Genomic DNA, 12,718 nt, shown 5'->3' with positions numbered 1-12,718 from the left:
CAACATCAAGGGGGAATCTTTCAGAATGAAAGAGAAGAAACAGGCGGGTATTATCCCGGTTCAACTTTAGCAATAAATGAGGAATTTTATTCCGTTGTTTTTGAGGATTTTTAAGGCGTTATTGACACAACTATAAATAATGCTAACAATTCAAAAAATAACATTAAAAATGTTTTTATGAATTCGATGATTGAATCTGTCATTAGCATAACTCCTCTGAATTTATTTAATCAACTTTTTTTGATATATAAATTAAAAAAAGTTGATTAATATGATGTGTAAGAAGACAAATCCTATAATATTTTACAGCAAGTATCTTCTGTAAGTAATAATTGTATTTGTTTCTCATTTAATGAGTAGTAATTCCATGTACCCTGTTTCTGGACTGATAAAATATTAGCGTTAACCAATTGTTTTAAATGATAAGAAATTTTAGATTGTTTTAAATCTAATAACGCTTCTAAATCACACACACATAATGATTTATTAGAACTCTGACTAATTTGATTTAGTATTTTCAATCTGTTTTTGTCGGCAAGTGCATTAAACATGTTTTCATAAAAATCTAATTGTTGATCTTCATTCATATCAGTTTTTGCTTTAATAACTTCCATAAAAAGAACACCTCTTTTTTATAATATTTGATTAGAGTTTATATTATCTTTATTTCAATTCTTGTATTGCTTGTTTGTAGTTATTTTCTGTTGATTCACCATACTGATGAATATTACCTTTAAAGAACTCCTTCTCCATATATATTGTAGCTTCTTTTAAAGTGACTTCTCTTGATACCATAACAAGATTTAAATAACTTACAAAGTAACCAACAGTTAAAGTACTTGCATGGTTTACTCGCAATCAAGCACACCTCCTTATTGTCAAAGTAGTTTTATACCATTTAATACATCAATTTTTTTTGATATATTAAATATAAATCAATATATATATTATCGCAAGAAAAAAACCTATAATTTTACATAAACTTAGGTATTTCTCACAGAAATATTAAAATAATTTCTTCATAAATTGTATTATTAAGAATTAAATATAGTGAAATTTTTAAAACTCAAATAAAAACATAGACATCAATCTATATAGATGTTAGTCTATAATAGCAAATTAATTAATGAGGTGAGTATAATGTTAAATATTGAAATATACGAAGAAGCTATGTGCTGTTCTACTGGCGTATGTGGTCCAGAACCGGATGAAACACTAATAAAGACGAACCAAATCAATGAATATTTAAAACAAAATCAAATAGAAGTTCATCGTTATAATATGAACAATAATCCGAACGAATTTATTAAAAATAAAGAAGCTATTCGTTTAATTCAAGAAAAAGGTAATGAAGTTTTACCAATCACTTTTATAGAAGGCAATATAGCTAAAACGGGCGCTTATATTACCCAAGAAGAAGCTGATGAAATTATTACGGTTAATCAGATGAGAAATGGAGGATGCTGTGATGGAGATGGATGCTGTTAAATACTTAAATAAATTGAATTTAGATAACGTTGAGTTAACAAAATATTTGTTTTTTACTGGTAAAGGTGGCGTAGGCAAAACGACGATATCAAGTTTTATTGCTTTAAACTTAGCAGAGAATGGAAAGAAAGTAGCTTTAGTAAGTACTGATCCAGCTAGTAATTTACAAGATGTATTTCAAATGGAATTATCTAATAAATTAACTAAATATCAACCTATACCTAATCTCTCTATAGCCAATTTTGACCCGATTGCTGCTGCAGAAGATTATAAAGCACAATCTATAGAACCTTATGAGGGTATTCTACCAGAAGATGTGCTTTCTGAGATGAAAGAACAGTTAAGTGGTTCGTGTACAGTTGAAGTAGCAGCATTTAATGAATTTACAAATTTTTTATCCGATAAAACTTTAGAACAAGAATTTGATTTCATTATATTTGATACAGCTCCAACAGGTCACACCTTGAGAATGCTTGAATTACCTTCTGCATGGACAGATTATTTAAATACAACAAGTAATGACGCTTCTTGCTTAGGTCAATTATCGGGTTTAGATGAAAATAGAGATAAATATAATTCGGCACTTGAAAAACTACGTAACCAAGAAGATACGACCATGATGTTAGTTGCGAGACCTAGCCACTCTTCTATATATGAAATTCAAAGAGCGCAACAAGAATTACAACAACTGTCAATTTCTAAATTCAAAGTAATCATTAACAACTATATAGAAGAAAGTCACGGTTTAATTTCGAGTCAGATGAAATCAGAACAAGATAAAAACATTAATCATTTTACTGAATGGTTAAATAACAATCATGCTTATTACGTTCCATATAAAAAGCAGAAAGAAGAAGGTATAGAAAGTTTAACTAATCTATTAAATGATGATAACTTAATTGAAAATGATGACTTTATTGTTGAAGATCATCCGCAATTCAATAAATTAATAGATGAAATTGAAAATAGTAAAGTTCAATACTTATTTACAATGGGAAAAGGTGGCGTTGGTAAAACGACAGTAGCAACGCAGTTAGCTACAGCATTATCTAATAAAGGACATCGTGTTCTTTTAGCAACTACTGACCCTACTAAAGAAATTAATGTTGAAACCACAAGTAATTTAAATACTGCTTATATTGATGAAGAACAAGCATTAGAAAAGTATAAAAAAGAAGTGCTAGCAACAGTGAATGATGATACACCACAAGACGATATTGATTATATTATGGAAGATTTAAAATCACCTTGTACAGAAGAAATAGCATTTTTCAAAGCCTTTAGTGACATTATGGAGAATCAAGAAGACATGGATTACGTAATTGTAGATACAGCTCCTACAGGCCATACCTTGCTGTTACTTGATTCTAGTGAAAATCACCATAAAGAACTAAAGAAAAAATCAACTCAAACTACCAGTAATGTTGAAACGTTATTACCTAAAATTCAAAATCAAGATTTAACACAGATGATAATCGTAACACTAGCAGAAAAAACACCTTATTTAGAATCTAAACGTTTAGTAGAAGATTTAAATAGAGCCGATATAGGACATAATTGGTGGGTCGTTAATCAATCATTAGTTACGCTAAATCAACGTGATGACCTTTTTAGTAACAAAAAAGAAGATGAATCGATTTGGATAAACAAGATTAAAAATGAAAGTCTTAATAATTACTTTGTTATACCTTATGGAGGGTTAGAATAATGAAAAAAATTGTTATCATTGGTTCAGTTGCTGCCGGTACAAGTGTCGCGGCTAAAGCAAGAAGAAATAGTGAAGATGTGGAAATTATCGTTTTTGATAAAGATAGTGATATTTCGTATTCAGTATGTGGTATTCCCTACTATATAGGCGGTAATGTATCTGATATTGATGAACTCACGCCACGAAATGCTAAATGGTTTAAAGAGCGCTTTAATATAGATATTTATACAAAATATGAAGTGAATCAGATAAATGATACTGATCAAACAATAACAGTTACCAATTTAGTAAATGATGAAACGATGATTCAAGAATATGACGAATTAGTATTAGCAACAGGTTCATCGCCTAAAGAACTTCCTCAATTAAATAGCGAAGAATATAACAATGTGTTTAAAGTTAAGAATATTAATGATGCGAAAGCAATTTATAATTATATTGAGGGTAATGATGTTCAGAATATAACAATCATTGGTGGTGGATTTATTGGTCTAGAGATGTTAGAACAATTATCTAATTACAATACTTCAATTATTCAACGCAGTACTTTTATGCCTCATTTAGACGACGATATCAGTTTTATGATTCAAGAATATATTGAAGATAAAGCTAACGTATATACCTATAATGAAATAGATATTATTGATTATGATGAAAATCATACAATAAATAGAGTGAGCTTAAAAACTGGTGAATTAATTGATACAGATTTAATCATTATTGGGATTGGTGTCACACCAAATACTAAATTAGCTAAAGAAATTGGTATTAATATTGGAGAATCTGGAGCAATACAAACCAATAAGTATTTTGAAACAAATATTCCTCACATATATGCAATTGGTGATGTAGCAGAAAGTTATAATTTAATTACTGGTAACCCTATATATAGACCGTTAGGTTCTACAGCAAATAAAATGGGACGTATTTTAGGAGATCGATTAACTGGTGGAAATCTAGAACATAAAGGGATTTTAGGAACAGGCATTGTTCGTGTATTTGATATGACAATTGCCCAAACAGGCTTAACTGAAAAAGAAGCTATTGATTTAGATATTGATATTGACGTATTACACAATGTGAAACCGAATCGTCCAGAATATATGCAAGGCCAAGAAATGGTAATTAAAGCTATATTTGATAAAAACAATTCTAAATTACTGGGTGCCCAAATTATTGGGTATGAAGGTGTAGATAAGAGAATAGATGTACTAGCTACTGCTATAACGTTTGGTGCCAATGCAGAAGATTTATTTCATTTAGATTTAGCATATGCACCTCCTTTTTCTACAACTAAAGATCCTGTTATTTATACAGGGATGATTGGACACAATATTACTCGAGGACGCAAAATTATAACGCCTGAAGAAGTTATAAAACAAAATAATGATTTATTAATTTTAGATGTACGTTCTCCAAAGCAATTTGAAGTTGATCATGTTGATGGAGCGATTAACGTCCCATTGAAAACGTTGAGAAGTTATGCAAAAACATTAGATGAAAATCAAAAGATAGTGACTTATTGTAATAAAGGTACTACTGGGAATGCTGCACAAAACGTACTTATTAATTTAGGTTTTAAACAAGTGTTTAATTTGTCAGGTGGTAATAAAAATTATCAACGTTATAAAAGGTTTCAAATAGAAAGGAAGAAGAAAAATTGAATTACAAAGAAATATCACAATACTTAAAAGTGATTGCTGATAGTAGCCGTCTTGAAATATTAGATTTGTTATCTTGTGGTGAATTATGCGCTTGTGATTTATTAGAGCATTTTTCTTTTTCTCAACCCACATTAAGTCATCATATGAAAGTATTAAAAGACAATAATTTAATTACATCCAGAAAAGATGGTAATAAAAATTTATACAAATTGAATCATGACGTATTGGATGACGTTACATCACGACTGACTCTATTGAGTTCCAGTACTGTCCCATGTATATGTGAAACAGTAGAGAAAGGTGAGTGTTAATGATGACGATATTAGCAATCACAATATTTGTATTAACGTTAATTTTTGTTATATGGCAACCTAAAGGTCTAGATATTGGTATTACTGCATTAATTGGTGCTGTAGTTGCTATAATCACTGGCGTTGTAAGCTTTTCAGACGTACTAGAAGTTACTGGAATTGTTTGGAATGCGACCTTAACTTTTGTTGCAGTTATTCTTATTTCACTCATATTAGATGAAATTGGGTTCTTTGAATGGTCTGCTATACATATGGTGAGAGCATCAAAGGGTAATGGCTTGAAAATGTTTATCTTTATCATGCTATTAGGTTCAGTTGTAGCAGCCTTCTTCGCAAATGATGGTGCAGCTTTAATACTGACGCCTATTGTTTTAGCAATGGTACGTAGTCTAGGTTTTGATAAAAAAGCGATATTTCCATTTATTATTGCTAGTGGTTTTATTGCAGATACCACATCATTACCACTTATTGTTAGTAATTTAGTTAATATTGTTTCTGCTGATTACTTTGATATTGGATTTGTTGAGTACTTCAGTAAAATGATTATACCTAATATATTCTCTTTAATCGCAAGTATTCTTGTCTTATGGCTTTATTTTAGAAAGTCTATCCCAGGAAAATTTGATGCAGTAAATATTAGAAAACCAAAAGAAGCGATTAAGGACAAAAAGCTTTTTAACATCTCGTGGATTGTACTCACTGTATTGCTAGTTGGTTATTTAATAAGTGAGTTTATAAATATTCCAGTATCAATTATTGCTGGTGTCATTGCTTTAATATTTGTATTATTAGCACGTAAATCTAAGGCTGTTCATACGAAACAAGTAATTAAAGGTGCACCATGGAATATTGTTTTATTTTCTATTGGTATGTATCTTGTGGTATTTGGTCTAAAAAATGTGGGCATTACAACACTTCTTGGTGATGTAATAACAAATATTTCAAGTTATGGCTTATTTAGTAGTATCATGGGCATGGGTTTTATAGCTGCATTCCTTTCATCTATTATGAACAACATGCCAACTGTTTTAATAGATGCAATAGCGATTGGTCAATCTCAAACAACAGGCATACTCAAGGAAGGTATGATTTATGCGAATGTTATCGGATCTGATTTAGGACCTAAAATAACACCCATTGGTTCGTTAGCAACACTTCTCTGGTTACATGTACTTACTCAAAAAGGTGTTAAAATTTCTTGGGGAACATACTTTAAAACCGGTATTATTATAACGGTTCCAGTATTATTTATTACACTGTTAGGGTTATATCTAACACTTATTATTTTCTAAAAAGAGAGGAAATTATTTATAGATAAAAAATAATTTACTTTATATGTACTGGTAATTCTTGTCGCAGTCAAATGGCTGAAGGTTGGGGTAAACAAATACTTGGCGATAAATGGAATGTATATTCTTCCGGTATTGAAACACATGGTGTAAATCCTAAGGCAATAGAAGCTATGAAAGAAGTGGCTATTGACATATCAAACCATACTTCTGATTTAATCGATAATAAAACTTTAAAATAATCAGATCTCGTTGTTACACTTTGTAGTGACGCTGATGAGAATTGTCCAGTCATCCCGCCTAATGTAAAAAAAGAACATTGGAGCTTTGATGATCCAGCTGGTAAAGCTTGGTCAGAATTTCAACGTGTAAGAGATGAAATTGGCGATACAATAAAACAATTTAATCAATAGCATAATAAAAAGACTATCCAGAATGTAGTGAACCCAAAAAGTTGAACTTTTTATTAAGCTACTTTCATTAAAGCAAGATTTCTGTATTCTACAGGAGTCTTGCTTTTTAATTTTCTCTTCTTTCTGGGGTACCGTCAGGAAAATGCGGATTTACAACGCTAAGCCCATTTTCAAGGCGATTACCCCAATTTTAACAACGTTAAGAGAGTTTTAGTGGTCTTAAAGAATCTAATGAGATCACTTTCTCCGAATTAAAATGATATTCTCCTAGCAAATTAATATGTTCCCATCCTAAAGGTGACATATGGTGCAATAAGTCTTCATTAAAACTACCTGTCCATTTTTGATATTCAACTGCTTTTGTTAGATGTAGAGTGTTCCAGATGCTGATGGCATTGATAATTATGTTTAATGCACTGGCTCTTTGCAATTGATGCTGTATGGTTCGTTCCCTAAGCTCACCTTGTTTTCCGAAGAAAATAGCTCTTGCCAATCCATTCATGGCTTCTCCTTTATTCAATCCTCTTTGTATTTTTCTTCTTAATGATTCATCCGATATATAATTCAAAATAAAGATCGTTTTTTCTATTCGGCCCATCTCACGTAAGGCTGTAGCTAAGCTGTTACACAATCAACAGTCATTACAATTACAATCTAATGAAAAGATCAAAGCACTTGAAATAGAATTGAATGAAGTCAAAGAAGATAGTACAAAGCAAGATACTAATAAAGTTGATAGCTTTTATCGTGACTTAAGAGAAGATAAACAACAAAACAATAGCACGACAAATAAAAAAGGTGGCTTGTTGTCACGTTTCTTTAAGTGATATTAAAAAATTATTGAGTTAAAATAACATTCAAAAATATACTTGAATGTTACTGATGGATATGTTAAGCTTCATTCAAACGAATTTTTGAATGAGGTGCTTTTATGTTTCAAACTATTATTACTGCTACTGTTTTATACACAGCAACTGCTGTAGACTTATTAGTTATTTTATTAATTTTCTTTGCTAGATCTAGCACAAAGAAAGAATATAGAAACATCTATATTGGACAATATCTAGGTTCTATTATTTTAATATTAGTAAGTTTATTTTTAGCTTTCGTATTAAATTATGTTCCAGAGAAATGGATGTTAGGATTGCTAGGTATAATACCAATTTATTTCGGTGTTAAAGTAGCATTATATGACGATTGTGCTGGTGAAAAAAGAGCAAAAAAAGAATTGGATAAAAAAGGCTTATCAAAATTAATAGGAACTGTGGCATTAGTGACTATCGCAAGTTGTGGTGCTGATAACATTGGATTGTTTGTTCCATATTTTGTTTCACTTAATATGTCAAATCTAATAGTTACACTTATTACATTTTTAGTGTTGATATTTGTATTAGTTTTTACAGCTCAAAAAATTGCTAATATACCTGGAATTGGTGGTACTATTGAGAAGTATAGTCGTTGGATAATGGCTGTTATTTATATAGGACTAGGAATGTTTATTATCATAGAAAATAAAACAATTCAAACAATTTTAGAATTTTTATTTTAGATAAGGGTGTTGAAATTAAATGAATAAATCTATTACTTGTGACATAGTATGTGTTCATGAAGATAAAGTGGACAAAGCGTTAGATTTTTTAAAAATTGAGAAGTCGCAAAGATTACTTAATATTTTTCAAAAAATATGCGATGAAAAAAAATTAAAAATTGTATTGTCTTTACTGAGTGAAAAAGAACTTTGTGTCTGTGATATTGCTATCATTCTAGATATGAGTGTGGCTTCTACATCTCATCATCTTAGATTATTGTATAAAAATGATGTTCTTGATTTTTATAAAAATGGGAAAATGGCATATTATTTTATCAAAGATGAAGAAATTAAGTTATTTTTTAGTAATAATTAAGCGGTCATATTTCTGTGACTGCTTTTTTATTTGTCTGAAAAAGTAACACAATTCTAATTATGTTACATGAATATTGAAAGATAAACTTTACTAAAAGAAAAAATTTATGAACATTCAATTCTTTTATATTTTAAACTACTCAAAATAAATACCTATTGAATTTTATTTAATATCATGTTAGTATTTAATTAATTACTTAAATACTTAAATTAAGGAGAAATATGTGAAAGATTTATTTAAAGCACTTTCTGATTCGACTAGGAGAGAGATTCTTGATTTGTTACAAGAGCATGGAGAAATGACTGCAGGTGAAATTCATGATTCATTTGACGTAAGTAAGTCAAACATTTCTCAACATCTAAAGGTATTAAGCCATGCAGATTTGGTCTATTCTAGAAAAGTAGGTCAATACGTTTACTACAATATTAATGTATCCGTATTCGAAGAAATCATGCATTGGGTACTAAAATTCAAAGAAAAGTAGGAGATTTATTATGAGCAAAACACTATTTGAAAAAACTAAGTTATCACTAATTATCATATTATGTAGCATTGTATACTGGATCTATATGATACCATCACTACCTGATTCTATACCTATGCAAGTAGAAGATGATGGTTCTGTTATATGGTCTGCAAATAAATATATTGCAGCTTTGTTGACAGTAGTCATTATGACTATAATATATTTAATCATGCTATATAAACCTAAGTACAAAAATATGGATAAAGGAAGAAGAGATGCTTATGAAAATGTATATAGTATTATCATCAACTTAGTAATATTTTTAGTATTTATGGCTATTTTAATAGTGATTTTTAATGCTAATGGATTTTCTTTTGATATGAATAGATTGATACTTCTAATAACCGGATCATTATTAATTGTAATAGGTAATTATTATCAAAAAATCCCTTTTAATTCTCCTATAGGTATTAAAACACCATGGATAGTTAGTAATAGTAAAATTTGGAGTAAAACACATCATACAGCCTCAATAGTGTTTTTATTATTAGGTTTTGTGATTTTTCTATCAGGTTTGATATATCCATCATTAGAAAAGTATGCATTCATTATAATAGTGATTGGTTTCTTAATTCCTCTGCTGTACTCTTTCTATCTAACTCATCAGGATTAAAAGCTAATAATTTATAGAAGGTTTTCTTATATTTTATAAGAAGACCTTCTATATTGATTTAAGACGTTTCCAAGTAACATAATTACCATTGTGTTACTTGTTAATAAACAAAATAAAAAAAGCAGTCAAAAAATATGACCACTTTAAATACTAATTTTTGCTGATTTAAATGTATTTACTTACTTTATTTTCCCAGCTATTATTATGAATAATTCTATCTTTAGCCAGATTGTTATCAAGTATTTCCTTCTTTGTTAGCTTAGATACATTTTCCCATTCGTCCTCAAATATATAAGTTGCTTTTCCATATATAACTGAATCAATTATATATATATCCTTGTTTTTAAATTCAAATACTAAATAACCTGTATAACCACCTAGTCCTTCTTTAATAGAAGTAGGTTTTTTCGATTGTAGCCACTCTAAACGTTTTTTTATAAGTTTAACTTCGCTTTTTGATGATGTTTTTTCTAGGTTATTTCTCACTTGATTCCATATTCCATCTCCAGCAGGAAGTATTTCCCAATTAACTCTCTCTATTGAAACTTTTTCTATTAAGTTATTTTGATCATCTAAAATTAAAGTATCAACTTCTTTAAATATTTCTAACATAAGATTCGCAGCAAACTTTATATTATTATCTAGGTCTAATCCTTTTTTGAATTTATTATTTATACAAATATAATCACTATTATTTAAATTAAATATTACCATTTCATATTCATATGGTTGTATAAACTTTTTGGGATATCTTTTATATGGAATGTAGCTAGTACCAGAATATGTTTTTCCATCCCATCCAGTAAGACTCCAATCTTGAGCTCTGTAAGCTATCTCCTTTTCTTTGGTATTATCAGATAAATATTCTCCGTCTGCATTTCTCCTTGAATTTATTCCAAGTAAAGGACTAGGAAGAACTGCTTTATTGTTATCATATTTCAATAAATTCAATTTATCTTCCATAACCTTTTCTATATCATCAGTTATTTTTAATCCCAATAAAAAAGATTGATTTTCTTTAACATCAATCAATAACTTTTTAGTGCTTCTTATCATTTTTTGTGAAATTTTCATTCTTTATGCCCCTTTATCTAAGGTAAGTTGATATATATAATGTAATATGTATATTATACCAAAAAAACTTGTTTAGGTTGCTATTTCAATGGGACAATACTTTGTATTTTGGTATTCTTCTCTTTTTGAGCATACATTATTTCCTAATTATATTATTTCAATACTATCTTTTAAATAATCTGCTAATGAAAGATTCTTGCTTTTGATTCGAACTATCATTTCGAAGGTCTCGATAAAATTTTTCAACTTGGCTGTTACTTTCCACATCTCCATGACTTCTTCCGTTTTCGTCTTTAAACGAAACGTCCTTTGTTTGATATTTTATATCTTCCTGTACTTCTTTTAATTCTATTTCTAATGCATTAATTTTCTCATTGCTTTGTAATTGTAAAGACTGTTGTTGAGATAAAAGTGTTTGTTGCTGTTTTAATAGATCATTTAAATTATTAACTTGATTAATGTATTCAGCTTTATCTTTTTTTAAATCTTCTATTTGCTTCTTTAGTATTTCAATTAAATCATCATCTCTAGTGGCTTTTTCTTCTGGTTGAGTAGTTGATACATTGCCATCTTCAATATCTTTATTAATCATACTATTTACTTGTTTATTCTTATTTATACGCTGAGCGATTAACTCTGCCTGTTTTCCATCAATTTGTATCACATTATCTATTTTTTTTAATTCTAAATCTAATGCTTTCGCATTATTTGTGATAGTTGCTTTAGTAACTTCTAACTTATCTGCTAACTGTTTAACTGTATAATTCATCATTTAACTACTCCATTCCAATTATGCAGTGATAAGTACATCTATGTACATAAAAATTAATATTCGTTATGTATTTATAATGCGCTATACAACAATAATTATCCACCTTTAACCACTTAGACTACGTGCTATTCACCGGATACATTATGTAGATATTTTATGTACCTTTATGTACTATTATCCACCTAAAATTATAACATCTTTATCCTTTTAAATTACTCTCAATTTCAATTATTCGTTATAATTAAAATAAACAGTCAATTTATATGGGGTGATTAAATGTCTGAGGAAATCAAAGAAGAAAAAAGAAAATATGGTTTTTATCATCGTAAAGGTGAAAAAATTAAAGTTGTTTTTACTGATGGAAAAGCTATCACTGGCAAGTATCTATTTGCTTCATCATATGAAATTTTTATAGAAACAGAAGACGGTAAAGAATTGACGATATTTAAACATGCTGTAAAATATGTCTATGTCATTGATTAGTTTTACAAAGAAAACTAGATGATATATAATGAATTTAACAAGGATTAGTTCCATGGAAACACCGAACCCCCTGACTGCTGGAACAGTTAGGGGGTTTTTTAGGTGCTGGTATGCCGTCTTACGACTTACGTTGATCTAACCAGTGAGAAAACAACGCAAGGACCACACCGACAATAATCGGTGCAACTATATTTACAAGGATATAGTCCATGGAGATCACCTCCTTCCATAAGATCTCGCCTATGGAAGTAAAGACGGCTTACTCATTATATCGAATTACTATGATTTCTTCTAGGTGGCTTACCTTATTCTTTTTATCACGTAAAAATGAGTGGCATAATAAGGATGTTAGTAACGGTGTTAAAATCCTCAATAATAACGTTTTAAAAATCCCCAAAATTAACGGATAATCTATATCAATTGATGTAGATTGGAAGTGATTTTGAAGATGACGTTATTAATGGAGGATTTTT

Annotated in this window: 16 protein-coding genes and 2 pseudogenes; 12 read left to right on the top strand and 6 right to left on the bottom strand. The window is 29.3% G+C overall.

All coding sequences use genetic code 11. From position 1 onward, the window contains the following. Positions 1-293: 293 nt before the first annotated feature. Both ERX55_RS11135 and ERX55_RS11130 read right to left on the bottom strand, forming a co-directional pair. Positions 294-614, bottom strand: coding sequence for an ArsR/SmtB family transcription factor (locus ERX55_RS11135; RefSeq protein WP_133452654.1), 321 nt, complete (start codon positions 612-614; stop codon positions 294-296). Between the two features lie 49 nt (positions 615-663). After that, positions 664-858, bottom strand: coding sequence for a hypothetical protein (locus tag ERX55_RS11130; protein ID WP_123145478.1), 195 nt, complete (start codon positions 856-858; stop codon positions 664-666). A 282-nt stretch (positions 859-1,140) separates the two neighbouring features. Here ERX55_RS11130 and arsD point away from each other — a divergent pair, with 282 nt between their 5' ends. From arsD to arsC, 6 genes and pseudogenes are all read left to right on the top strand, one after another. Continuing rightward, positions 1,141-1,488, top strand: coding sequence for an arsenite efflux transporter metallochaperone ArsD (gene arsD / locus ERX55_RS11125; protein ID WP_116094240.1), 348 nt, complete (start codon positions 1,141-1,143; stop codon positions 1,486-1,488). Continuing rightward, on the top strand, positions 1,469-3,196 hold the full coding sequence (gene arsA / locus ERX55_RS11120) for an arsenical pump-driving ATPase (protein WP_165983789.1): 1,728 nt from the start codon (positions 1,469-1,471) through the stop codon (positions 3,194-3,196). The genes arsD and arsA overlap by 20 nt, the downstream gene beginning before the upstream one ends. Continuing rightward, positions 3,196-4,860 carry an FAD-dependent oxidoreductase gene (locus ERX55_RS11115; protein ID WP_133452652.1) on the top strand — a complete coding sequence of 555 codons (1,665 nt, stop codon included), beginning with the start codon at positions 3,196-3,198 and terminating at the stop codon, positions 4,858-4,860. The genes arsA and ERX55_RS11115 overlap by 1 nt, the downstream gene beginning before the upstream one ends. Further along, positions 4,857-5,171: an ArsR/SmtB family transcription factor gene (locus ERX55_RS11110; RefSeq protein WP_002452589.1), complete on the top strand. Its 315-nt coding sequence runs from the start codon at positions 4,857-4,859 to the stop codon at positions 5,169-5,171. Before ERX55_RS11115 ends, ERX55_RS11110 begins: the two co-directional genes overlap by 4 nt. Before the next feature lie 2 nt (positions 5,172-5,173). After that, on the top strand, positions 5,174-6,463 hold the full coding sequence (gene arsB, locus ERX55_RS11105; RefSeq protein ID WP_133452655.1) for an arsenite efflux transporter membrane subunit ArsB: 1,290 nt from the start codon (positions 5,174-5,176) through the stop codon (positions 6,461-6,463). A gap of 29 nt (positions 6,464-6,492) precedes the next feature. Further along, a pseudogene (gene arsC, locus ERX55_RS11100) lies at positions 6,493-6,873 on the top strand (arsenate reductase (thioredoxin)). Between the two features lie 199 nt (positions 6,874-7,072). On the opposite strand, the pseudogene ERX55_RS11095 reads toward arsC, so the two are convergent. Continuing rightward, positions 7,073-7,498: pseudogene (locus ERX55_RS11095) on the bottom strand (Tn3 family transposase); the annotation flags it as partial. On the opposite strand from ERX55_RS11095, the gene ERX55_RS11710 reads away from it, so the two are divergent. The 5 genes from ERX55_RS11710 (at position 7,443) to ERX55_RS11070 (ending at position 9,916) form a co-directional block, all read left to right on the top strand. Continuing rightward, the gene (locus tag ERX55_RS11710; protein WP_133452651.1) at positions 7,443-7,700 is read left to right on the top strand and encodes a DUF536 domain-containing protein; all 258 of its coding nucleotides are present in this window, start codon (positions 7,443-7,445) and stop codon (positions 7,698-7,700) included. The pseudogene ERX55_RS11095 and the gene ERX55_RS11710 overlap by 56 nt on opposite strands. 104 nt (positions 7,701-7,804) lie before the next feature. Next, complete coding sequence (locus tag ERX55_RS11085; RefSeq protein WP_096076802.1) at positions 7,805-8,422, top strand: CadD family cadmium resistance transporter; 618 nt, start codon at positions 7,805-7,807, stop codon at positions 8,420-8,422. Positions 8,423-8,441: 19 nt separating this feature from the next. Further along, positions 8,442-8,777, top strand: a complete 336-nt coding sequence (locus ERX55_RS11080) for an ArsR/SmtB family transcription factor (protein WP_096076803.1) — start codon at positions 8,442-8,444, stop codon at positions 8,775-8,777. Between the two features lie 223 nt (positions 8,778-9,000). Beyond that, positions 9,001-9,261 carry an autorepressor SdpR family transcription factor gene (locus ERX55_RS11075; protein WP_133452650.1) on the top strand — a complete coding sequence of 87 codons (261 nt, stop codon included), beginning with the start codon at positions 9,001-9,003 and terminating at the stop codon, positions 9,259-9,261. A gap of 10 nt (positions 9,262-9,271) precedes the next feature. Then, entirely contained in the window at positions 9,272-9,916 is a 645-nt protein-coding gene (locus ERX55_RS11070; RefSeq protein WP_133452649.1) for an SdpI family protein, read from the top strand. 165 nt (positions 9,917-10,081) lie between these two features. Here ERX55_RS11070 and ERX55_RS11065 read toward each other — a convergent pair whose 3' ends face one another. Together ERX55_RS11065 and ERX55_RS11060 are read right to left on the bottom strand one after the other, a co-directional pair. Beyond that, positions 10,082-10,990, bottom strand: a complete 909-nt coding sequence (locus ERX55_RS11065; RefSeq protein ID WP_133452648.1) for a hypothetical protein — start codon at positions 10,988-10,990, stop codon at positions 10,082-10,084. A gap of 163 nt (positions 10,991-11,153) precedes the next feature. After that, positions 11,154-11,762 carry a hypothetical protein gene (locus ERX55_RS11060; protein ID WP_133452647.1) on the bottom strand — a complete coding sequence of 203 codons (609 nt, stop codon included), beginning with the start codon at positions 11,760-11,762 and terminating at the stop codon, positions 11,154-11,156. A gap of 276 nt (positions 11,763-12,038) precedes the next feature. Between ERX55_RS11060 and ERX55_RS11055 the strand changes: the two genes are divergently transcribed. After that, positions 12,039-12,245: a hypothetical protein gene (locus tag ERX55_RS11055; RefSeq protein WP_133452646.1), complete on the top strand. Its 207-nt coding sequence runs from the start codon at positions 12,039-12,041 to the stop codon at positions 12,243-12,245. A 118-nt stretch (positions 12,246-12,363) separates the two neighbouring features. Here ERX55_RS11055 and ERX55_RS11050 read toward each other — a convergent pair whose 3' ends face one another. Next, positions 12,364-12,456, bottom strand: coding sequence for a type I toxin-antitoxin system Fst family toxin (locus ERX55_RS11050; protein WP_115113453.1), 93 nt, complete (start codon positions 12,454-12,456; stop codon positions 12,364-12,366). Between the last annotated feature and the right edge of the window lie 262 nt (positions 12,457-12,718).

The organism is Macrococcus bovicus (assembly GCF_004359575.1).
In the GTDB taxonomy this organism is placed as follows: domain Bacteria; phylum Bacillota; class Bacilli; order Staphylococcales; family Staphylococcaceae; genus Macrococcus; species Macrococcus bovicus.
Note: the sequence above shows the minus strand (reverse complement) of the source record. Positions and strands in the feature narration are given on the sequence as shown.